At 67.4% G+C, this 21,381-nt stretch carries 18 protein-coding genes; 8 read left to right on the forward strand and 10 right to left on the reverse strand.

The annotated features are described in order from the left end of the window. The first annotated feature begins 52 nt into the window (after positions 1–52). The 5 genes from ACFWHR_RS05560 (at position 53) to ACFWHR_RS05580 (ending at position 4,941) form a co-directional block, all read left to right on the forward strand. Positions 53–1,228, forward strand: coding sequence for a branched-chain amino acid ABC transporter substrate-binding protein (locus ACFWHR_RS05560; protein ID WP_382447269.1), 1,176 nt, complete (start codon positions 53–55; stop codon positions 1,226–1,228). Positions 1,229–1,302: 74 nt separating this feature from the next. Further along, entirely contained in the window at positions 1,303–2,196 is an 894-nt protein-coding gene (locus tag ACFWHR_RS05565) for a branched-chain amino acid ABC transporter permease (RefSeq protein WP_382447270.1), read from the forward strand. A gap of 2 nt (positions 2,197–2,198) precedes the next feature. Further along, entirely contained in the window at positions 2,199–3,419 is a 1,221-nt protein-coding gene (locus ACFWHR_RS05570) for a branched-chain amino acid ABC transporter permease (protein WP_382447271.1), read from the forward strand. Continuing rightward, on the forward strand, positions 3,416–4,234 hold the full coding sequence (locus ACFWHR_RS05575; protein ID WP_382447272.1) for an ABC transporter ATP-binding protein: 819 nt from the start codon (positions 3,416–3,418) through the stop codon (positions 4,232–4,234). The genes ACFWHR_RS05570 and ACFWHR_RS05575 overlap by 4 nt, the downstream gene beginning before the upstream one ends. Continuing rightward, positions 4,231–4,941 carry an ABC transporter ATP-binding protein gene (locus ACFWHR_RS05580; protein WP_382447273.1) on the forward strand — a complete coding sequence of 237 codons (711 nt, stop codon included), beginning with the start codon at positions 4,231–4,233 and terminating at the stop codon, positions 4,939–4,941. Before ACFWHR_RS05575 ends, ACFWHR_RS05580 begins: the two co-directional genes overlap by 4 nt. Before the next feature lie 96 nt (positions 4,942–5,037). Here ACFWHR_RS05580 and ACFWHR_RS05585 read toward each other — a convergent pair whose 3' ends face one another. Next, positions 5,038–5,964: a DMT family transporter gene (locus ACFWHR_RS05585; protein ID WP_382447274.1), complete on the reverse strand. Its 927-nt coding sequence runs from the start codon at positions 5,962–5,964 to the stop codon at positions 5,038–5,040. Between the two features lie 68 nt (positions 5,965–6,032). Between ACFWHR_RS05585 and ACFWHR_RS05590 the strand changes: the two genes are divergently transcribed. Beyond that, positions 6,033–6,887: a LysR family transcriptional regulator gene (locus ACFWHR_RS05590; protein WP_382447275.1), complete on the forward strand. Its 855-nt coding sequence runs from the start codon at positions 6,033–6,035 to the stop codon at positions 6,885–6,887. 52 nt (positions 6,888–6,939) lie between these two features. On the opposite strand, the gene ACFWHR_RS05595 is transcribed toward ACFWHR_RS05590, so the two are convergent. The 8 genes from ACFWHR_RS05595 to ACFWHR_RS05630 form a co-directional block, all read right to left on the reverse strand. Beyond that, entirely contained in the window at positions 6,940–8,541 is a 1,602-nt protein-coding gene (locus tag ACFWHR_RS05595; protein WP_382447276.1) for an FAD-dependent oxidoreductase, read from the reverse strand. Then, positions 8,538–8,888, reverse strand: coding sequence for a (2Fe-2S)-binding protein (locus ACFWHR_RS05600; RefSeq protein ID WP_382447277.1), 351 nt, complete (start codon positions 8,886–8,888; stop codon positions 8,538–8,540). Before ACFWHR_RS05600 ends, ACFWHR_RS05595 begins: the two co-directional genes overlap by 4 nt. Continuing rightward, positions 8,885–10,084, reverse strand: a complete 1,200-nt coding sequence (locus tag ACFWHR_RS05605; RefSeq protein ID WP_382447278.1) for an NAD(P)/FAD-dependent oxidoreductase — start codon at positions 10,082–10,084, stop codon at positions 8,885–8,887. The genes ACFWHR_RS05600 and ACFWHR_RS05605 overlap by 4 nt, the downstream gene beginning before the upstream one ends. Continuing rightward, positions 10,081–11,136 (reverse strand): ornithine cyclodeaminase family protein, encoded by a 1,056-nt coding sequence (locus ACFWHR_RS05610; protein ID WP_382447279.1) that lies wholly within the window; start codon positions 11,134–11,136, stop codon positions 10,081–10,083. Before ACFWHR_RS05610 ends, ACFWHR_RS05605 begins: the two co-directional genes overlap by 4 nt. Continuing rightward, positions 11,133–12,140, reverse strand: coding sequence for a proline racemase family protein (locus ACFWHR_RS05615; RefSeq protein ID WP_382447280.1), 1,008 nt, complete (start codon positions 12,138–12,140; stop codon positions 11,133–11,135). Before ACFWHR_RS05615 ends, ACFWHR_RS05610 begins: the two co-directional genes overlap by 4 nt. Before the next feature lie 91 nt (positions 12,141–12,231). Further along, positions 12,232–13,137 (reverse strand): dihydrodipicolinate synthase family protein, encoded by a 906-nt coding sequence (locus tag ACFWHR_RS05620; protein WP_382447281.1) that lies wholly within the window; start codon positions 13,135–13,137, stop codon positions 12,232–12,234. Between the two features lie 609 nt (positions 13,138–13,746). Then, complete coding sequence (locus ACFWHR_RS05625) at positions 13,747–14,811, reverse strand: proline racemase family protein (protein ID WP_382447282.1); 1,065 nt, start codon at positions 14,809–14,811, stop codon at positions 13,747–13,749. After that, positions 14,811–18,380, reverse strand: a complete 3,570-nt coding sequence (locus ACFWHR_RS05630; protein ID WP_382447283.1) for a proline dehydrogenase family protein — start codon at positions 18,378–18,380, stop codon at positions 14,811–14,813. Before ACFWHR_RS05630 ends, ACFWHR_RS05625 begins: the two co-directional genes overlap by 1 nt. A 172-nt stretch (positions 18,381–18,552) precedes the next feature. Between ACFWHR_RS05630 and ACFWHR_RS05635 the strand changes: the two genes are divergently transcribed. Both ACFWHR_RS05635 and ACFWHR_RS05640 read left to right on the forward strand, forming a co-directional pair. Beyond that, on the forward strand, positions 18,553–19,485 hold the full coding sequence (locus tag ACFWHR_RS05635; RefSeq protein WP_382447284.1) for a LysR family transcriptional regulator: 933 nt from the start codon (positions 18,553–18,555) through the stop codon (positions 19,483–19,485). Between the two features lie 58 nt (positions 19,486–19,543). Continuing rightward, entirely contained in the window at positions 19,544–20,269 is a 726-nt protein-coding gene (locus tag ACFWHR_RS05640; RefSeq protein ID WP_382447285.1) for a haloacid dehalogenase type II, read from the forward strand. Between the two features lie 10 nt (positions 20,270–20,279). Here ACFWHR_RS05640 and ACFWHR_RS05645 read toward each other — a convergent pair whose 3' ends face one another. After that, complete coding sequence (locus tag ACFWHR_RS05645; RefSeq protein ID WP_382447286.1) at positions 20,280–21,302, reverse strand: agmatine/peptidylarginine deiminase; 1,023 nt, start codon at positions 21,300–21,302, stop codon at positions 20,280–20,282. Between the last annotated feature and the right edge of the window lie 79 nt (positions 21,303–21,381).

Raw genomic sequence — 21,381 nt, forward strand, 5'->3', positions numbered from 1 at the left:
CCGACTGCACTCTTCCAGAGATTCAACGAAGTATCCAGGAAAGGAAGTCTCAATGTCTTCTCGACGTTCTCTGACTACCCGGCTCGCAGCAACCGGTGCGCTCGCACTCTCGTTCGGGCTCGCACTCTCCGCCTGCTCAGGCGGCCTCGCCAGCGGTGGCGACTCGGGCGACAGCGGAGAGGGCGCCATTAAGATCGGCATGCTCGCTCCGTTCTCGGGCCAGGAAGCCGCATTTGGCGACTACATGAAGTTCGGCGCTCAGCTCGCTATCAACGAGATCAATGACGACGGTGGCATTGACGGCCGCGATCTGGAACTCGTCACGGAGGACGACGGCTGCGACCCGACCGCCGCCGTTGCCGCAGCGAACAAGCTCGTCACCGCGGGCGTCAAGGGCTCGGTCGGCGGATACTGCTCCGGCGCCACGCTCCCGACCCTCCCCGTCTTCGCTGACGCGGAGGTGCCGATGGTGATTCCCGCCGCGAACTCTAATCAGTTGGTCGGACAGGGCGCGTTCATGATCAATGGCACGGGCGCTCAGCAGGCCTCCGCCGCTGTCGCCTATATGAAGAAGGTCGGCGCGAAGAACGTCGCGATCATCGACGACAACACCGACTACTCGGTTGATCTCGCCGATTCGGTCGCGGACCAGGCAGACGGCTTCAAGGTGGCCAAGCGCGAATCTGTGAACCCCGATGAGAAGGACTTCTCGGCCAACGTCAACAGCGTGCTCGGATCAAACCCCGACTTCGTCGTCTGGACCGGCTACTACCAGGCAGGCGGACTGCTGGTGAATCAGCTGCGCGGCGCGGGCTACGACGGCCCGATCCTCGTGGGCGACGGCTCGGTAGATGCGCAGCTGGCAGCAATCGCCGGCCCCGACAGCATCAAGGATGTCGTGGGCACGTTCACCAAGACCCCCGACATGCTCGAGGGTGGCGAGGCCTGGATCGCGGACTACGAGAAGGTCTCGGACGGAGCAGCTCCCGGTCCGTACTCGATCCAGAGCTACGAAGCGGTCAAGACCATCGCCGAGGCATTTACTGAAGCAGGCGGCACCGACTACGACGCCGTGGTCAAGGCACTCAAGGGCCTCGATGGCTTCCCGCTGCTCACCGGCGACCTGACGTTCGCCGATGACGGGTCGCGTGAGGGTGGCGGCTTCGTCATCGTCGAACCCACCGGTGACGACGGCGCGTTCGTGCTGAAGGACGCACTGGAGGACTAACCCTGAGTAGCTGGGCGGGCGGGAATCCCGCCCGCCCAGCTGATCCCGCATTCGTTCCCCCAGGGAAGGCACTCATGTTCCAACTCATTTGGAACGGGCTCTTCGTCGGCTCGTTCTACGCGCTAGTCGCGCTCGGCTACAGCATGGTCTACGGCATCATCAAGCTACTGAACTTCGCGCACGGCGACCTCTACATGCTGGGGTCGTTTCTCGCATTCGTCGTACTCGGCGGCTTTACGGGCCTGTTTGGGCTCGGTTCGATCCCGATCCTGCTGCTCGTGCTGCTCATCACCATGCTGCTCACGGGCGGCATCGGAGTGCTCATTGAGCGCATCGCGTACCGCCCGCTCCGCTCGAGTCCCAGGCTCGCAGCGCTCATCACCGCGGTCGGAGTCTCATTCACGCTGGAGTACACCGTGCGCCAGATCTTCGGCGCGAGTCCGCTCGTCTTCCCGATTCGGTTGCAGGGGGAACCGGTCGAGGTGTTGGGGGCGCGGATCACGATGCCGCAGCTGATACTCATGCTGGTTGCGGCGGTACTCATGTTCTTGCTGCAGCGATACGTCATGCACTCGCGCGAGGGGCGCGCGATGCGCGCGATCGCGCTCGACCAGAAGGCGTCGCTGCTCATGGGCGTCAACGTGAACCGCGTTATTTCGCGCACGTTCTTCATCGGCTCGGCCCTCGCGGGCGCCGCCGGTGTGATGGCGGCGGCCTACTACGGCACGATCGACTTCTTGATGGGCTTCGTCATCGGATTGAAGGCGTTTACCGCCGCCGTGATCGGCGGCATCGGCAACCTGTACGGCGCCATGCTCGGCGGCGTGGTGCTCGGGATGCTCGAGTCGTTCGGCACACACTTCCTCGGCGGCCAGTGGCGCGACGTGTTCGCGTTTGGCTTCCTCATTCTGTTCCTGGTCTTTAAACCGACCGGCATACTCGGCGAACGCGTCGTGGAGAGGGTGTGATCATGGCCAAGTCGACCACTCCGCGCCTGCAGGCGCCGAAACCAACCATCGAACGGCCGCCGGCCATTCGCGGGCTGCTCGCCCCCGATCGATTCATGAAGCTGCTCGGCCTCGTGCTCTTCATCGTCGCGGCGGTGCTGCCGTTCGTGACAGCAACGCCGTACATCATCTCCATCTTGACGTCGGCATTCATCTACATCGTGCTTGCGATGGGTCTGAACGTCGTGGTCGGTTACGCTGGCCTGCTCGATCTCGGATACATCGCGTTCATGGCGGTGGGGGCATATACGAGCGGGATCCTGACCACTCAGTTCGGGCTCTCAATGCTCGAGACCCTGCCCTTCGTGGTGATCGCGTGCATCGTCGCCGGTGTCATTATCGGTGGCCCGACACTTCGCCTGCGCAGCGACTATCTCGCGATCGTGACCCTTGGGTTCGGCGAGATCATTCGTATCACCGCGAACAACTTGAAGATCACGGGCGGTCCGAGCGGCATCCACGGCATTCCGACCTGGTCGTTCTTCGGCTGGTCGTTCGCGGATGGTCTCGACGTATTCGGGATCCACTTCAATGCGAAGATTCTATTCTACTATTTCGTGCTCTTCATCGGCATCGGCGTCGCCGTTGTCGCTGTCTCTCGCCTCGGCCGCGGCAAACTTGGCCGAGCGTGGAAGTCGGTGCGTGACGACGAGGACGTCAGCGAAGCGATGGGCATCAACGGCTACGCGACGAAATTGCTCGCGTACATCATCGGTGCTGTGTGGGGTGGGTTCGCAGGCACGCTGATGGCTGGACACCTGACGGCCATCGCGCCGAACAGCTTCGAGTTTCTCTACTCGGCACTCGTGCTCATGGCGGTGGTGCTCGGTGGAATGGGATCCACGCCCGGTGTCATTATTGGCGCGCTGTTCGTCTCCCTTGCCCCCGAGTTCTTGCGCGAATTTAGCGAGTGGCGCTTTCTACTCTTCGGCGTGCTGCTCGTCGTTGCCATGATCTTCCGTCCGCGCGGTATCTGGCCGGCGAACGCCGTGCTGCCGTTCCTGAAAAAGCGGCAGATTCCAGAGGTGCCAGCGACGGAAGTCGTTGGAGTGATCGGCACGGTGGACGATACGGCCGTGAGTGATCGGGCGTTCGGAGAGGCCGCAGTGGGTGATGCGCCTGCCGGTGGTACCGCCTCCGACAGCACCGCGACGACACCGAATGAAGAGGAGGGGAAGCGATGACCGACACGACACTGGCTGCCGGGCAACCGGCAGGCGCCACCGCCGCGCCGCGAGCGCTACTCGAGGTTCGCGATCTCGCAGTTTCGTTCGGCGGTATCAAGGCCGTCGATGGACTCTCGTTTTCGGTGAACGAGGGCGAGATCATCTCGGTTATCGGACCAAACGGCGCGGGCAAGACGAGCGCGTTCAACTGCATCTCGGGCTTTTACCGGCCGGGGCGCGGCAGCGTGGTCTTCGACGGACAGTCGATCATTCGACGCAAGCCGTCGGACATCACACGTCGGGGCATGGCGCGCACGTTCCAGAACGTGCGGCTCTTCGGGGAAATGAGCGTGCTCGACAACGTGAAAACCGCGATGCACGCGAATCTGCAACAGAACGTGTTCGACGCGATGCTGCACACGCCGCGCTTCAAGCGCAGCGAAGCGCAGTGCGCCGAGGATGCTCGGGGCTGGCTCGACTTTGTGGGTTTCCGCGCCGACGATGAGCTGCTCGTGACGCAGCTGCCCTACGGTGAGCAACGGCGAGTCGAGATAGCGCGAGCGCTCGCGACGCAACCGAAGCTGTTGCTGCTCGACGAGCCGGGGGCTGGCCTGAATCACAGCGAGAAGATCGAGCTCATGAGCCTGATCCGCAAGATTCGTGATCTGGGTGTCGGCATCGTGCTCATCGAGCACGATATGGGGCTCGTGATGCAGGTTTCCGAACGCATCGTCGTGCTGAACTACGGCAAGGAAATCGCCGACGGGACTCCGCAGGAGATCAAGCAGGACCCCGCCGTCATCGCCGCATATCTGGGTGAGGAAGAAGCATGAGCGACCTGGTACTCAACAACATCGACCTCTACTACAACCGCGTGCATGCGCTGCGCGAGATGAGTCTGACCGTGCACGAGGGAGAGATCGTCTCGCTGCTCGGTAACAACGGCGCTGGCAAGACCTCGACGCTGTCGCTCATCTCGGGGCTCGTGCGCGCGAAAAGCGGCACGGCGACGTGGGGTGATCGCGACCTCTCGCGGATGCAGCCGTGGGACGCGGTCGGAGCGGGGCTACTGCACATTCCCGAGGGCCGGCGCATTTTCTCGACGATGACGGTGCACGAGAATCTGTTGCTCGGCGGGTATCTCGTGAAGGATCAGAAACTCATTGCGCGCCGCGCCGACGAAGCGTACGAGCTGATGCCTCGACTCGCCGAGCGGCGCACGCAGCAGGGTGGCACGCTCTCCGGGGGTGAGCAGCAGATGCTGGCACTCGGGCGAGCGCTCGTCGGCGGCCCGAAGCTGCTGCTGCTCGATGAGCCCTCGATGGGGCTCGCCCCGCTGATCGCGAAGCAGGTGATGGAGATCGTGCAGCAGGTGAATGCGCAGGGCACCACCGTGCTGCTGGTCGAGCAAAATGCGCGCGCCGCGCTCAAGATCGCGCACCGCGCGTACGTGCTCGAATCAGGGCGCGTCACGATGCAGGGCTCGGCCGCCGAACTGGCCGCTGATCCACGCGTGATTGAGGCGTACCTGGGGGCGTAGTCGAGGCGGTGCTCACGGTGTGACAGTTTGAGTTCGGTGGGCGCGGTGGGTGTTGAGTCTGGTTTGTTCAGCTGAGTTCGGTTGGTTCAGCCGGACTCAGCGCCCGCCGCTCTCTGCGTGCCCGCCGCGTATGCCGCGTGCTGACGCGGCCGCGCTGCTCAGCACAATAAGAGCGACACCGCCCCACTCGTGCAGTGTCAGTTGCTGTCCCAGCAGCAACCATCCGACCAGTGCGGCACACACGGGGCTCAGGCTCGTGAGCACACCGTAGAGCGGGGCTGGAACGCGCCGCAGCGCGAGCAGGTCGACCGCGTAGGGGAGCGCCGATGCGAGTACCCCGCACGCGACGGCGAGCACGAGCACGCGCGGCGTGAGCGGGTGAGCGGCGAACCATGCGATGGCGATAGGGAGCCACAGCAGGCTCGCGAGACCGCTGGCAGCCGCGGCACCCTCGATGCCGGGGAGCACGCGCCCGAGCCTTCGGTTGAGCAGGATGTACATGGCCCACGCGCAGGCTGCGACGAGCCCGAACGCGATGCCGAGCACGTCGGTCGTGGGCCCTGGATGCGTCAGGAGCACGACGCCAGCACCGGCGCCCAGTGCGCAGACGACGTCGGGGGCTCGGCGCGATCCGAGGAGCGCAACGGTGAGTGGGCCGAGAAATTCGAGTGTGACCGCGAGGCCGAGGCCCACGCGTTCGATTGAGCTGTACAGCGCCAGATTCATCACCGAGAACACGATGGCGAGCCCGATCACGGGCAGCCACTCGGCTCGGCGGTACCGCGTGATGCGCGGCCGGGCAACGGGAATGAGCAGCGCTGCAGTGACGAGCTGGCGAATGGCGACCACGCCTGTCGGACCGATCGCCGGGAACGCGAGAGCGCCGAGTGCAGCACCGAACTGGTTCGAGACGGCGCCCGTCAGCACGAGGGCTGCGCCCGCTGCTCGGCTCCGTCGATGCTCAACGGGCGCCGGATCACCCGCGGCTTCTGCGGCTGCCGATATCTGCGAGTCTGTGGTCACGTGCTCACCGTATCTGCTCGTCGGCACCAATGCTCGTGCAGAAAAGCGCGATGCCATACGATGTGGTTATGGAGTGGTCGCTGCGGGAGGTTCGCGTCTTTGTCATTGCTGCCGATGCGGGTTCGTTCACGGACGCCGCTGCTCGACTGTTTATTTCGCAGGCCGCCGTATCGCGCACGATTGCGAATCTTGAGCGCGGGCTCGGCGTGCAGCTGCTGCGCCGCATTCCGACGGGGTGCGTGCCGACGGTGGCGGGCCAGCAGCTCCTCCCGGCTGCGCGTCGCATGATTGCTGAGGCCGACCGATTCACCGAGTTCGCGCGGTCGCGCCGACCGGTGCTGCGGCTTGGCTACGCGTGGGCGGCGCTCGGAGTGCACACGGCGAGGCTGCAGCGGGAGTGGGCCCGCGCCTTCCCCGAGATCGATCTCGAACTGCTGCGGCTCGCAGAACTCGACGAGGGGCTCGCGAGCGGGGAGTGCGACGCGGTCATTTCGCGGCGCTCACTCGACGTACGTCGATTCACGACGACGGTGATCGGCCGCGAAGAGCGACGAGTCGCGATCGCCGCAGATGACGAGGAATGGGGGAGGCGTCGCGCCCTCAAGCTTGACGAGATCGCTTCCCGAGTTGTTGCGATCGATGAGCGCTACGGCACCACTGACGCTGGGCTGTTCGACGGCCACGGGACGCCCGCGCTGGCACCCACCCGCAACGTGGATGAGTGGCTCGATCTGATCGCTGCGGGCCGCGCGGTCGGCATCACCGCAGATGCGACGTCGCACCACCATCAGCGAGACGGCGTGCGCTTCCTGCGCATCGCAGATGCCGTCGGCGTGTCAGTGTTGATCGGATGGCGGCAGGGCGACCCGCCCGCCGGGCTCGACCACCTAATAGACCTAGCCCGCCGCCTCTACGCCCCCTGAGTGCCCCGTCGACGCCCGTCGAGCGCACACAAATGGTCGTTATTGGCGGCGATTAAGACCATTTGCGTGCTCTCGACGTCCCGCGAGGGGCAGGGGCAGGAGCAGGGGCAGGGGCAGGGGCAGGGGTGGGATCGGGGGCGAGGTCTAGGAGGGCTGCTAGGGGGATGGGTTGGGCGATCGGGCGTTTCGTTGACTGGTCGAGCGACGACTTTGTGTCCTCCCTGGTCTCCCCGGAGGCGATACAGCTCACCGCGTAGCCGCACACCCGGCCCTGACACCAGCCCATTCCCGCGCGGGTGACACCTTTTTGCGTGCGGGAATCCTCGCCAGCGAGTTGTTCGCGCGCGTGCGCTAGCGCGCCGTAGCGCACCTCCTCGCAGCGACAGACAACGGTGTCGTCGTGCAGGCGATGCTCCCAGCCTGCTGGCACGGGGTGGGCGAGGTGCATGGCTTCCGCGAACGCGCGCTGACGGGCCATCGCCCGTCGCTCGGCCGGGGATGCCGGCGAGATAGAAGCGCCAGACACCCCGGCCGCCTCACTCGCCGCAACCCGCCCCGCGACGCCGCCCTCCAGTACCGCGAGCGCGGCGCCGCCAACGCCGGTCAGTTCACCAGCGAGAAGGAGACCCGGGACGCTGGATCGCTGATCCTCGTCGACCACAGCGGTCAGTGAGCCGTCAACGTCTACCCTCGTCTCGACCCCCAATTGCACTGGCAGTTCGAGCTGCGGCGTGAAGCCCCAGCCCAGTCCGACCGCGTCGATGCCCTCGATGATGCGCTGGCTGCCGGGCCGAAGCGAACCGTCACGCGCGACGCGCGCGATGCGCACCGCCTCGACGCCGCCGTCGCCGAGAATCTCGGTGATGATGGTGCGCGGGCGGTAGGGAATGCGGTTGCGCAGGAACGTCGCTACGTACTCCGCGCCCTCGACTCCCTTCGCCGGGACTCCGAGCGCGCGATGTGCGCGGGGTAGCCACCCGGCGAGCGATGACGATTCGAGCACGGCGGCAACCGAACCTCCGGAGTGCACGATGTTCGACGCGACAGGCAGCAAAAACGGTCCGGTTCCGGCGATGATGAAGCGCGATCCGGGAAGCGAGCCGTTCTGCTTCGCAAACGCCTGAATGCCGCCGGCCGCCATCACGCCTGGGAGCTGCCAGCCGGGCACAGGAATCTGGCGATCGTAGCCGCCCGTCGCGAGCACAAGCGTGCGCGCGTGCACCGTCGGTACGGGGCTTGTGCCGGGGCCATAGGCGGGCGCGAGCCGAAGCGTGAAGCCTGTGCTGACGCTGGTGGCGGATCCGGACCCAGAGCCTGCGGCGACAGTGGCATTGGGAAGGGCCTGCGGTGCTCGACGATGCACCATCCAGACGCTCGTGGCGGGGAGGTGCCGGATCGTGCCAGACGCAATACCCGCGTCAAAGCGTTGGCGCAGCGCGAGGTACTCGTGCCAGCCGTGGTGCAGGGCGCCGTCATCGGGGCCCGATGTTTCGCTGCGGTGACGCCAGTACTGGCCACCCGGCTGCTCGGCGCTGTCGATCACGAGCACCGAAGCGCCAGCCTCCGCGGCCGATGCCGCCGCCGCGAGCCCGGCGGGACCGGCGCCAACGATCGCTACGTCAGTGGTGACCGCGCTGTTGCCCGTCTCTCTCACGATTCGTCCTCGGCGGTCTGGCGCGACGGCCCCGCGGCCGAGCGCACGTCCATGCCCGGCTGCAGTGGAATCATGCAGGCGCGCTGCCCCGATTCGCCGTCAATTTCGACGAGGCAATCGAAACACACGCCGATGCCGCAGAACAGGCCGCGGCGCTCGCCGTCGCGCGTCGTGCGCCACGCGTTTCGGCCGTCGCCGATGAGCGCCGCCGCGACGCTCGCGCCAGCGGGCGCAGAGACGGGGGCGCCGTCGAACGTCGCCTCGATCGGGCCGGGCGCTGCGGCCCGCGCAGCGCTGGCGCCCGCGCCCACCGATCCGGCGCTGCGTGCAGTTTCGTGAGCCGTCATGCGGTGACCTCCTCGTCGAATCGCTCCGGGCGGAACGGGTGCAGCGACAGTTCCGGGGTCTCGCCCGCCAGCGCCTGCGCGAGTAGTTTGCCCGTGCCAGCCGCGAGGCCGATGCCTGCACCCTCGTGGCCCGCGGCGTGCCACAGCCCCGGCGCGCGCGGATCGTGCCCGATCACCGGCAGATGGTCTGGGCAGTACGGACGGAAGCCGTGATAGTGCCGCAGCATGCGCGTGCGCGCGAGAAACGGGAACAGCTCGATCGCGTTCTGCGCAATGGCTCGCAGGGCATCGGTGCTGACGGTGGTGTCGAAACCGACACGCTCGCGGCTCGAGCCGATCAGGATCGTGCCAGACGGCGTCCCCTCGACGACCGGCGAGGCCTGGAGACCGGCGTCGGCGCTGCCCACGTTGTCGACGTACTCGGCAGCGTAGACCTTGTGGTGCACTCGCGGCGGGAGCGGTTCGGTGACCAGCACGAATCCGCGGCGCGGCAACACGGGTACGGAGACGTCGGCGAGATCGCCGATGGCGCCCGCCCAGGCACCCGCGGTGTTCACGACGTGGGCCGCGTGGAAGTCGCCCTGCGGGGTGCGGGCGCCGATAATGCGGTCGCTGGTGCTGCTGCCGGTGCCTGCGGTGCCGCTGCCGCCTTCGGTGCCGCGCAATAGTGTGGTGACCGGGGCGTGCGTGACGAGCTTGGCGCCGAGATCCCGAGCGAGTCGCAGAAATGTCGACGCGGCGAGAATCGGCTGCACCTGGCAGTCATCGGGATAGAAGGCCGCGCCCTGTGCGCGGTCGGTGACGAGCGGCTCGAGCTCGCGAAGCGCGTCGGGGTCGAGACGCTCAGACTGAATACCGTATTCGCGCTGACGTGACGAGAATCGTTCGAGCGAGGCGAGGCTCGATTCCCGCGATGCGACGATGATGCCGCCCTTCGATTCGAATTCCCACAGGTGCCCAAACTCCGCGAGTTCGCCCCGCCAGATGTCGAGCGAGTAGTTCGTGAGTTCGAGTTCTGGGCCGAGCTCCTTGTCGCTGACCAGGATGTTGCCCTCGCACCGCGACGTTGATCCGCTCACCGGCAGGTCGCGCTCAAGCACCGTCACGCTGAGACCGGCGCGCGCGGCGAAGTACGCCGTGGCGCACCCGATGATGCCCGCTCCGATGATGAGCACATCGGAGGTGCGCTGAGTCACGCCCGGTGCCCCGCGGTCGCGGCGGCGTCGAGCACGGCCGCCGCGCAGACGAGATCCTCCCACGCCATACCCACGCCGGTAAACACGGCCGGGCGCCCGGAAGTGCGGGTGACTCGACCCGCGACGAGATCTTGCAGGTTGGCAGGGGCGCCGGATCCGCTCCAGTCCGCGTCGCTCAGCGCCGTGGCGAGATTGCCGTTCTCGCGCTGAGCGGAGGCCCGGCCCTCGACGACGAGGTCAGCGCGCGTAATCAGCGCATCGTCGAGTTCGCGCTTGTCGCGCCCGTGCGTGCCGTTCGCCGCAACAATCGCGTGGTCGGCGACGAGCGCACCGTCGAAGAGCGGTGAACTCGCAGAGGTCGTGCAGAGAATGATGTCGGCCTCTGGCACAGCGGCCGCGGCGTCGCCGGTGCGATCGCGAATTTCAGTGTTGGTACTCAGTCCGGTGCTGGCATGGAGTCCGGTGCTGGCCCCGAATTCGGTGCCCGACGTCTCCGCCGTGCGGGCGAGTTCGTCGAGCATCGCGGTCACGCGCTCTGGGCGCCGCCCGATCACGTCGAAGCGTGCTCCCGGAAACGCGACAGCCGCGGCGCGCACGTGGGCGGAAGCCTGCACGCCGGCCCCGAAGACCAGGATGCGCGGTCGCTCGGGAAGTGCGGCGCCGGCTGGCGCGATCCTCGCGAGTGCCCGCACAGCCGCGAGGGCAATCGCGGGGGTGCGAATCGCGGTGAGCGAGGCCCCCTCGAGGATCGCGAGCGGCGCGGCCGTGTCGGATGAATAGACGATGTACAGGCCCTGAATCTTCTCGAGCCCACGGGCTGGATTCTCGGGGGCGACGGTAAGCGCCTTGAGCCCGCTGTACCGGCCGCCCTGCGCGGGCATGAGCAGGAACTCGCCGCCCGGGAAGTCGCTGAACAGCCGAGGGCCGTCGTGTTCGGGGTTCACATCGGTGACGAGAGCCTGTTCAACGGCCGCCATCGCGCGGTCGAACGGAAGTAAGCGGGCGACGTCGTCGGCCGTGAAATACGGCAGTGCGCCTGAAGCTTCGGTCACAGCAGGAACCCCCTCGGGAATGGATCACTCGGGTCGAGAAAATACTGCGCGGTGCCGGTCAGCCAGGCACGGCCGCGAATCGTCGGAATCACCGCTCGGCGGCCCGCCACTTCCGTCTCGGCAATGAGCGTGCCGTGGAAGCGTGACCCGATGTAGGAGTCGTTGATGAAATCGGTGTCGAGCGGCAGCTCGCCGCGGGCGTGGAGCTGGGCCATGCGCGCACTGGTGCCGGTGCCGCAGGGGGAGCGGTCGAACCAGCCGGGGGCAATCGCCATGGCGTGACGAGAGTGCCTGGACGTCGACCCGGGGGCCTGCAGGTACACGTGGTGCACGCCACGAATGTCGTCGCGCTCGGGGTGCACTGGTTCATCGGCGGCATTGATGGCGGTCATGATGGAGAGGCCTGCGGCGAGCAGCTCGTTCTGGTTGCTGCGATCCTCACGCCACTCGACGCCGAGTCGCTCAAGTTCGACGATCGCGTAGAAATTGCCGCCGAACGCGAGATCGTAGGTCACTGAGCCCAGGCCGGGCACGTCGACGCTCGCGCCGAGTCGCTCTGAGAACGACGGCACATTGGTGATCGTGACATGCTCGGCATGGCCATCGGAAACGGCGACTTCGGCGATGACGAGCCCAGCGGGAGTGTCGAGCCTGATCGTCGTGACCGGCTCGACGACCTCGACCATGCCGGTCTCGACCAGCACAGTGGCGACGCCGATCGTGCCGTGCCCGCACATCGGCAGGCAACCCGACACTTCGATGTAGAGCACGCCCCAGTCGGCGTCCGTGCGCGTCGGGGGCTGCAGGATCGCCCCGCTCATTGATGCGTGACCGCGCGGCTCGAACATGAGCAGCTGACGCAGATCGTCGCGATTCGCCATGAACCACGTGCGACGTTCGGCCATGGTTTCGCCAGGAAACACGCCGACCCCGCCGGTGATGACGCGGGTCGGCATGCCCTCGGTGTGCGAATCGACGGCGTGGTACACGTGGCTGGTGCGCATGTGCGGCCTTTCAATGAGCGGGGCGGCGGTGCCCGATACTGCTTGCGTGGTGTTACTTGCCGGAGTTACTTGCCGGGGCTACACGCCGGAGTTACTTGCCGTAGCCCTTGGCGACGGCGGCGTGCGTGTCGGCGATGATGCGGTCGGCAACGTCCTGGGGCAGTGCGAGGCGCGGGGGTCGGCTGACGCCGCCCTTACGCCCGAGCACGTCCATCGACAGCTTAATGGCCTCAACGAACTGGGTCTTCGAGTCCCAGCGCAGCAGCGAGTGGAGGTCGCGGTAGATTTCCTGGCCGCGCTCAAGATCGGCGAGGTTGCCCGAGGTGCACAGGTTGAACAGCTCGATGCACGACTGCGGGATCGCGTTCGGGTACCCGGACACCCAGCCAACGGCGCCGGCGAGGCCGACCTCGAGTACGGTGTCATCGGTGCCGATCAAGATGTCGATGTCGGGAGCGAGTTCTTTGATTTCGTAGATGCGGCGCGGGTCGCCCGAGAACTCCTTGATACCGACCATGTTGCCCGCGGCGTGAATCTCGGCGATGAGTTCAGGAACGAGGTCGACCTTGGTGTCGATTGGGTTGTTGTAGCCGACGATGGGCAGGCCGACCTTGCCGACGGTGGCGTAGTGGTGCTTCACCTGCTCGTGGTTGGCGCGGTACGTGTTCGGGGGGAGCAACATGACGCACTGAGCGCCGGCTTCGGCGGCCTGCTCTGCCCAGTGTGCAGACTGGAGTGCGCCGTACGCGCCGACGCCCGCCATGATGGTGAAGCCTTCGGGGGAGGCGTCGACCGCGGTCGTGATGACCTGCGCGCGCTCCGCCTCGCTGAGGTTCTGATACTCGCCAAGCGAGCCGTTCGGGGCGACGCCGTCGCAGCCGTTCTCGGCGAGCCAGGCGACGTGCTCGCCGTACGCGTCGAAGTCGACGGAGAGGTCGTCGTTGAAGGGGAGCGCGGTGGCGACAATAACTCCGTGCCAGGGCTTCTTCTCAGTCATGGTGGTCCTTTCGCGGTGCTCCGAGCGGCTCATTCCGCGCGGAAAGTCTATATAACGTGTGACATTGCACAAGTTACCATGAGTGGCTCGTACGCGAAAGTGGCTGAGCGCAACCCGCGCCGTGCGGCTTGGCTGCGCCGGCCTGCGGCCTGCGTGGTGCCCGCCCGCGCCCGCGTCCGCCCGCGTCCGCCCGCGCCCGCGTCCGCCCGCGTCCGCCCGCGCCCGCGTCCGCCCGCGTCCGCCCGCGTCCGCCCGCGTCCGCCCGCGTCCGCTTGCGACCCGCGAGCGGCCCGCTTGCGAGCGGGGCAACTTGTGACGCGTGTTGCGGGCGCGACACCCCCTCAAAGTTACCCCGCTCGGGAGTGGAGCGGCGGAGGTAGGGAGGTGGGTGAGGTGGGGCGTCTTCGTGTTGTGTGCCGTGCGCCTTTGTCAGAGTCGAGCCCCTCGCCCATTGCCGAGTCCCTCTCTGAAACGCGTGGTTTTGGGAGGGGCTCGGCGGGTTTAGAGGGGCTCGGTGCCGCGAGAGGGGCTCGGGGCGGGCGAGGAGGTTCGGCGCGGGGCGCGGGGGTTCGGCGTCGCGAGAGGGGCTCGGCGCCGCAAGAGCGGCGGCTATCGCAGCACGAAGCCCGCGCCGAGGGCGTCGTCGAAGTCCAGGTAGAAGCGGTGCTCTCCCGTGCGGTAGGCCGTGCCCGCGACGTGCGGTACGACGACGCCCTCGCGGTTCGTCGCCTCCCAGCGCGCCTCGAACACCGTATCGACGATGGATCGGTGCTCGAAGATCTGGTCGGCACCGAGCGTCCCGTCGTCTGCCAAGAGGGCAACGCGCGCACCGGTACCCGAACCGCACGGCGAGCGATCGACCTCGCCGTCGGCAAAAACCGTCACGTTCCGCTGACGTGGGCCCGTTGCGGTGCTGACCCCGCTCACACCAGCCCCGTTCACGCCAGACCCGCTCCCGCCCAATTCCTCCCACAGAATCGTCCCGTACACCCCGGACAGCCTGGGGTCGGCATCGTGCTGCGCCTCTGGCGCATCGTTCAACGCCCACTTCACTTCGCGCCCGATCGCGATCAGCTCGGGGTAGTGCTCGGGCGACACTGCCAGCCCCACGTCGGCCGCCCGCACCGATGCGTAGATCGCGCCGCTGAAGCTCAGATCGGCTCGCGCGATCCCGCGCGAGGTCGACACCTCGACGCCGCGCGCGATCACGTGTGAGGGCACGTTACGAAACGTCGCGCGTACGAGGCGGCCCTCGGCGCGCTCGACGAACGCCGACACGTGGCCAGAGGGCACATCGATGCGCACCTCGGTGACGCCATCGGGGTCGCTCTCGACAAGCCCGGTGTCGGTCGCCCACACGCCGAGCGCGATGGTGCCGTGCCCGCACGCGGTCGAGAAGCCGTCTTTGTGCCAGAACAGCACGCCGAAGTGTGCGGGCGTTTCGCCGTCACCGACGGGATTCGGCGGCACAATGAATCCGCCGTACATGTCGGCGTGACCTCGCGGCTCCTGGCAGAGCAGAGCACGTACGCTGTCGGCACCGTCGTCATTGGCGATCGCGGAGACGCGACGCTCGGCCACCGTCGCGCCGGCCGGCACCGGAGCGTCACCGTGCACGATGCGGAACGGCTCGCCGGCGGTGTGATAGTCGGTCGTTGCGATCGCGCCTGGCACTAGATGATTCCTTCGCTCAAACGGTTGGGCGTGCCGAAGCGGTGGGCCGTGATTGACACGGCCTGTTCACGCACGTGCGGCAGCATTTCGACGCGACCGGCGGTCACGACGGGTCCACCGTACAAGGCGATATCGGGCTTGCCGTTCGCCGCGGCCGCGACCTCGCGCACCACGTCGGGCCGCGACGCCCCCGCGACGACCCTAATGCGCGCGCCAGCGTGCGGACCCTGCCGTGCCGCGAGTGATGCGATGCGCGCCCCCCAGGCGGCCTCGTCCTCGTACGCAATCGGCACGCTCGCACCCTCGAGCGCCGCGACGATCGGCGCGGGCAACGCGACCGGGGTGCTGAGCTGCGGGTTCGCCCCGGCGCCGAGCCCTGCGGCCACCGCCCGCAGCACGGCGACTGGCGTGGCATCGGCAGCGGCGCGAATCACCACCGGAGTGGGGAGGTAGCGCAGCACGTTGCGCTCGATCCCGACGCCCGAAACGTCGCGGCGCGCCCCGAATTCTGACTCCCACGCGTCGGCGTCGGAGCCGAGGGCGCTGCGAAGCCACTCAAGCTCCGCGCCATCGATGCCCGACTGCTGGGCTGCGGTGATGAGTGGCACTGCGGCCGGAAGTGCTGCGCGAAGCGGAGCGGCGCTCGGGGCGTCGGCCCAGTCGCCGAGTCCGAACAGGTAGCTCGGGCCGCCGGCCTTGGTGCCAGCGCCGATCGCCGACTTTTTCCAGCCACCGAACGGCTGGCGTCGCACGATGGCGCCGGTGATGCCGCGGTTGACGTAGAGGTTGCCAGCCTCGATGCGGTCGAGCCAGCGTGCCAGCTCGTCGCGGTCGAGCGAGTGCAGGCCGCTCGTCAACCCGTAGTCGATGTCGTTCACGATGTCGATGGCCTCGTCGAGCGTCTCCGCGGTCATGATGCCGAGAATCGGGCCGAAGTACTCGGTCAGGTGGTATTCGCTGCCGCGCTGCACGCCGTCGCGCACCCCAGGCGACCACAGCTTCGCGTCGCCGTCGCGGTCGACGGCGAGTGGGTGCTCGTCGGCGATTGGTCGCGGCTGCACCGCCCACGATTGACCCGGCTCAAGCTCGGTGAGGCCGCGCAGCAACTTACCCGTGGGCGCCGCGATCATCGGCCCCATTTGGCTCGTGAGGCGGTCGGGGGTGCCGACGTCGAGCGACCGCACGGCGTCGAGTAGCTGGCCGCGGAATCGCTTCGAGCGCGCGACAGACCCGACGAGTACGACGAGAGACGCCGCCGAGCACTTCTGGCCAGCGTGCCCGAACGCCGACTGTGCCACGTCGCGCGCGGCGAGGTCGAGATCCGCGTTTGGCGTCACGATGATCGCGTTCTTGCCGCTGGTCTCAGCGAGAATCGGGAGATCCTGGCGGAGGCCGCGGAACGTCTCGGCCGTCTCATACGCGCCGGTCAGGATCAGCCGGTCGACGCGGGGGTCGGCGACGAGGCTTGATCCGAGCTCGCGATCGGCGAACTGCACCAGCTGCAGCACGTCGCGCGGCACGCCAGCTTCCCACAGCGCCTCGACCATCACCGCGCCGGAGCGCGCCGCCTGTGTCGCGGGCTTCATGATGACGCTCGCACCGGAGGCAAGGGCCGCGAGGGTGCCACCAGCCGGGATCGCAACCGGGAAGTTCCACGGCGGAATAACGGCGACGAGCTGCCGCGGCTGGAACTGCGCGCCGTCAACCTCGCCGAGCTGCTGACCCTGCGCCGCGTAGTAATGAGCGAAGTCGATCGCCTCGGAGACTTCGGGGTCACCCTGGTCGAGCGTCTTGCCGCACTCGGCACCCATTACCTCGAGCAGGTCGGCGCGGTGTGCCTCGAGCGCCTCACCCGCGCGGTGCAGGATGCGGGCGCGTTCGTCTGCCCCGAGTGCCTGCCAGCCAGCGGACGCCGAACGGCCGCGCTCGATGATGCCTTCGAGCTCAGCGGCGTCGGTGACGCGCGCCGCTGTCACGGCGGCGACGCCCAGCTCGGAACCCACCATGCGGTCGGCGATGGCGCGACCCCAGACGCGGTTTCCGGGGAGATCGGGATCGGTGTCCGGAGTGTTCGCGAAGCCCGAGGCACCCGCCGCAACGCGCTGCTCGACGCGCGTCTCGGCGTCGCCCGAGGCGACCGCTTCGCTCGCAGTGACGCGTCGCTGATCGCGGTTCGGGCCCGGCACCCTGTAGTGCGCCGGATCGCCGTCCGCGGTGATCCCCTCAAGATCGGCGAGGGAGACGAGGAAGCGCTCGCGCTCCCGATCAAACAGCTCTGTGCGGTCGTGCAGCTCGAAGACCGCCGACATGAAGTTCTCGGTGCTCGCGCCTTCTTCGAGGCGACGAATGAGGTAGGCGATGGCGACGTCGAACTCCTCGGGGTGCACGACAGGCACGTACAGCAGTAACTGCCCGACCTCGCGTCGTACCGCTTCGGCCTGGCCCGTTGCCATGCCGAGCAGCATCTCGAACTCGACACCGCTCTCGGCCCCGCGTGCCTGTGCGAGCAGCCAGGCGAGAGCGACGTCGAAGAGGTTGTGCCCCGCGACGCCGATGCGCACATTGCGCACGCGCTCTGGGTGCAGCGCGTAGTCGAGCACCGCCTTGTAGCCAGTGTCGGAGGCCTGCTTGGACGACCACGTTGCTGACGGCCAACCGTGAATTGCAGCGTCGACGAGTTCCATCGGCAGGTTTGCGCCCTTCACGACGCGCACCTTGATGGCCGCGCCGCCGCGCGCCACGCGCGCCGCCGACCACTCCTGCAGCCGCATCATCGCACCGAGCGCATCGGGCAGGTAGGCCTGCAATACGATGCCGGCTTCGAGATCCAGGAACTCGGGCCGGTCGAGCATCCGCATGAACACGGCGAGCGTCAGATCGAGATCTTTGTACTCCTCCATGTCGAGGTTGATGAACTTGTGTGGGCGCGCGGCAGCGGCGCGCTCGAAGAGCGGCAGCAGCTGCTGTTCAATGTGATTTACTGCTTCGTCGAAGGCCCAGTGGTTGTGCGGTGCAACCGTCGCCGACACCTTGATCGAGACATAGTCGATGTCGTCGCGGGCGAGCAGCCGGTGCGTGCCCGCGAGGCGGCGTTCAGCCTCGCTCTGGCCGAGAATGGCCTCGCCGAGCAGATTCATGTTGAGTCGCACGCCCTCGCGCTTGATCTTCGCGATTGCCGGGCCGAGCTTTGCATCGCTGGCGTCGATGATGAGGTGGCTCACGAGTTGTCGCAGCACGCGGCGAGCGATGGGAACCACGACACCCGGCAGCGGCTTGGCGAGGGCGCCGCCGACGCCGATTGCACCGCGCATCGGCGCGGGCAGGAACGCGGGGGTGAGCGGCACGAGTTCGTTCAGGCGCTTTGCGGCAACCGCGAGGTCTTCAGGGCGCACGACTCCGTCGACGAACCCGACCGTGAAGTCGAGTCCGCGCGGGTCGCGCAGCACACCGGCGAGACGAGCCGCCGACGCGTCAGCGGGAACAGCCGCGGCCTCCGCGAGCCACCGGCGAACAAGCGCGATGGTTTCGTCGGCCAGATCTTGGGGGCGAATGTTCTGTGCGGGAGTCATGGAAGGCCTCTCGGTGCTGCGGCGCGGTGCTGCGGGCGCGGTGTCGGACGGAGCGTCGCGACGGGCATCGCGGGCTCAATAGTGATCAGTGTCCCGCGCACAAAGCATGAAGTACAGCGCGTGTTTCTGTGGAATAGTGTGAAGTAAACATGCAGAATCGAGGCGCAGTGACATGCTGGAGATGAAGCGGCTGCGGCTGCTCTGGGAATTGGATGCTCGGGGCACCGTTGCGGCCGTTGCGGAGGCGCTGAAATACAGCCCCTCCGCCATTTCGCAGCAGCTCGCACTCCTCGAACGGGAGGCTGGCGTGCCGCTGCTGCGCCGCGTCGGGCGCACGCTCGAACTCACCCCGGCGGCCCACGCACTCGTGGCTGAAACGCAAGAGTTGCTCGCCGGTCTTGAGCGTGCGGAGTCTGCACTGCACCGAGCTCACGCCGAAGTTGGCGGCACCGTGCGGCTCGCGGTGTTCCAGACGGCGCTGCTGGCGCTCATGCCGCAGGTGCTCGGGCGGCTGCGCGAATCCCACCCGAGCCTGCGCGTCGAGATGGTGCAGCACGAGCCAGAGGCCGGCCTCGAAGAAACGTGGACCCGCGGCTTCGACCTCGTCGTTGCCGAGCAGTACCCGGGGCACGCCGCGCCGCATTTTCCGGGTCTCGATCGACAGCCGCTCATCGCCGATCGGATTCGCATGGGGCTGCCGGAGCGGGGTATCGGCGACGCGGCCTTCGACGCCGTGACGACGCTCGCCGATGCCGCCGAGTTGCCGTGGGTACTTGAACCCGCAGGTGCGGCCTCGCGGCACTGGACGCTGCAGGCGTGCCGCAGCGCCGGGTTCGAGCCCGACGTGCGCTACGAGACCGCTGACCTCCAGGCGCACGTGCGCCTGATCGAGACCGGCAACGCCGTGGCACTCTTACCGGGGCTGCTGCACGCGGGCACCGCGCGCGGCATGCGGCTGCTCGACCTTGCAGGCGATCCGGAACGCGCCGTGTTTACCGCAGCTCGCGCCTCGTCGCGTGGTCACCCGGCTGTCGCAGCGGTGCGCGAGGCCCTGCGCACCGAGGCCGAACTGCTCGCGGCGAGTGAATCGGGCGATAGCGCGTGAGATACAGTGCTGCCGGTGGGCACCGTCGCCCGCGCACGGCAAGCCGAGGGGAACGATCATGGACGATCTGTCTGAGTACACCGCGCTGAGTTTCGACGTCTACGGGACGCTCATCGACTGGGAGCGGGGGATCGCGACCGTGCTCGCCGAGTGGTCGGCGCGGCGGGGCGAAACGCTCGAAGACGAGGCGCTGCTGCTCGCGTACGCCGATAATGAGGCGGCGGTCGAGCGCGAATTTCCCACGCTCGCCTACGCAGAGGTGCTGCAGGCCGCCTTTCGGCGAACGGCGCTGACACTCGGCATCGAGGCGAGCGACAGCGACGTGCAGGAGCTCGGGCGCTCCGTGCCCGACTGGCCGGCTTTCCCAGACACGCACGACGCGCTCGTGCGGCTGCAGCGACACTACCGGCTCATCATCCTGTCGAACGTGCACCGCGAAGGGATCGCGGGCAGCATTGCTCGCATGGGTGTGGAGTTTGACGGCGTGCTCACCGCGCAAGACATCGGCTCATACAAACCGCACTCGCGCAACTTCACGGTGCTGCTCGACAGCTTGCGTCCGCTTGGTGTCGAGCAGCGGCGACTGCTGCACGTCGCGCAGTCGCTCTTTCACGATCACGTGCCGGCGCAGCAGGCCGGAATTGACTCAGTCTGGATCAATCGTCGTCATGACCGGCCGGGCTGGGGTGCGACCCCAGACCCCGGCGTCGAGGTCACACCGGGCCTGGAGTTCGCCTCGCTCGCTGCGTTCGCCGACGCCGTCGATGCTGCGTTCGGCGAGTAGCCGCGACCGACTACACCCGCGGCTGCTGCTGCGTGATGCAGTGGATGCCGCCGCCGCGCTCGAAGAGCGGGCGTGCGTCGATGCCGATGACCTCGCGGCCGGGGTAAGCCTCACGCAAGATCGCGAGCGCGCGGTCGTCCGCAGGATCGTCGAAGGCGCAGGCAAGCACCGCACCGTTGATAACGACGTGGTTGATGTAGCTGTAGTCAACGAAGCCGTCGTCGTCGCGGAGCGTCGAGGGCGCGGGAAGATCCAGGATCTCGAACGTGCCGGCAGTGTCGTCGCGGTAGCGGTCGGCGAAATCGCGGTTCGTGCGGGCGATCACGTGATCGGGGTGCGACTCGGCGTCTTGCCGATGCATGAGGAGCAGATCGGGGCTCGTGAAGGCGGCGAGGATGTCGGAGTGGCCGCGCGTGCCGAAGGTGTCGTGATCACGCGTGAGGCCGCGGGGGAGCCAGAGAGCGCTCGTGGCGCCAATGGTGCGTTCGAGTTCTGCCTCAACCTGTGCTTCTGTCCAGCCGGGGTTACGGCCCGGATCGAGCTGCACGGTCTTCGTGATGACGACGCGACCAGTGCCGTCGACCTGAATGCCGCCGCCCTCGTTGGTCATATCGGAGTTCACGAGCTCGGCGCCCGCGGCCTCAGCAACGATGCGGCCGATGTGCTGATCGTGATCCCACTGAGCCCAGTCCTGATTGCCCCAGCCGTTGAAGACGAAGTTCACGGCACCGAGTCGGCCGTCGTCGCCGATGACGAAGCTTGGGCCGATGTCGCGCATCCACGCGTCATTCAGTGGAGCGACGAGTTGGTCGATCTGCGCAGAGAGGTACCGCGATGCGACGGCCTCGTCGCCCGGGTTCACCACAACTGTCACGGCTTCGTGCTCACTCGCCACGTTTGCGACGGCCGCCCAGGTGGTGCGAGCCTCTTCGGCTTCGGCCTCGGTGTCACCGAGCGTATAGCCGCTCGTGGGCCAGGCGAGCCAGAGGCGCTCCTGCTCGTGTGCTTCGATCGGCATGCGCCACGTGGTCATCGGTACTCCCTTGTCTGCGAACTTGTCTACGAACGACGTTGCCACAGTCTACTGGGTGTGTGACCAATAGTGGGGCAAT

Source organism: Leucobacter sp. NPDC058333 (assembly GCF_042726155.1).
Lineage (GTDB): Bacteria > Actinomycetota > Actinomycetes > Actinomycetales > Microbacteriaceae > Leucobacter.

What these genes read in the sequence shown, in the direction of transcription:
- ACFWHR_RS05560 (WP_382447269.1), top strand. Translation starts at nt 53, where the DNA reads ATGTCTTCTCGACGTTCTCTGACTACCCGGCTCGCAGCAACCGGTGCG.
- ACFWHR_RS05565 (WP_382447270.1), top strand. Translation starts at nt 1,303, where the DNA reads ATGTTCCAACTCATTTGGAACGGGCTCTTCGTCGGCTCGTTCTACGCG.
- ACFWHR_RS05570 (WP_382447271.1), top strand. Translation starts at nt 2,199, where the DNA reads ATGGCCAAGTCGACCACTCCGCGCCTGCAGGCGCCGAAACCAACCATC.
- ACFWHR_RS05575 (WP_382447272.1), top strand. Translation starts at nt 3,416, where the DNA reads ATGACCGACACGACACTGGCTGCCGGGCAACCGGCAGGCGCCACCGCC.
- ACFWHR_RS05580 (WP_382447273.1), top strand. Translation starts at nt 4,231, where the DNA reads ATGAGCGACCTGGTACTCAACAACATCGACCTCTACTACAACCGCGTG.
- ACFWHR_RS05590 (WP_382447275.1), top strand. Translation starts at nt 6,033, where the DNA reads ATGGAGTGGTCGCTGCGGGAGGTTCGCGTCTTTGTCATTGCTGCCGAT.
- ACFWHR_RS05600 (WP_382447277.1), bottom strand. Translation starts at nt 8,888, where the DNA reads ATGACGGCTCACGAAACTGCACGCAGCGCCGGATCGGTGGGCGCGGGC.
- ACFWHR_RS05615 (WP_382447280.1), bottom strand. Translation starts at nt 12,140, where the DNA reads ATGCGCACCAGCCACGTGTACCACGCCGTCGATTCGCACACCGAGGGC.
- ACFWHR_RS05620 (WP_382447281.1), bottom strand. Translation starts at nt 13,137, where the DNA reads ATGACTGAGAAGAAGCCCTGGCACGGAGTTATTGTCGCCACCGCGCTC.
- ACFWHR_RS05630 (WP_382447283.1), bottom strand. Translation starts at nt 18,380, where the DNA reads ATGACTCCCGCACAGAACATTCGCCCCCAAGATCTGGCCGACGAAACC.
- ACFWHR_RS05635 (WP_382447284.1), top strand. Translation starts at nt 18,553, where the DNA reads ATGCTGGAGATGAAGCGGCTGCGGCTGCTCTGGGAATTGGATGCTCGG.
- ACFWHR_RS05640 (WP_382447285.1), top strand. Translation starts at nt 19,544, where the DNA reads ATGGACGATCTGTCTGAGTACACCGCGCTGAGTTTCGACGTCTACGGG.
- ACFWHR_RS05645 (WP_382447286.1), bottom strand. Translation starts at nt 21,302, where the DNA reads ATGACCACGTGGCGCATGCCGATCGAAGCACACGAGCAGGAGCGCCTC.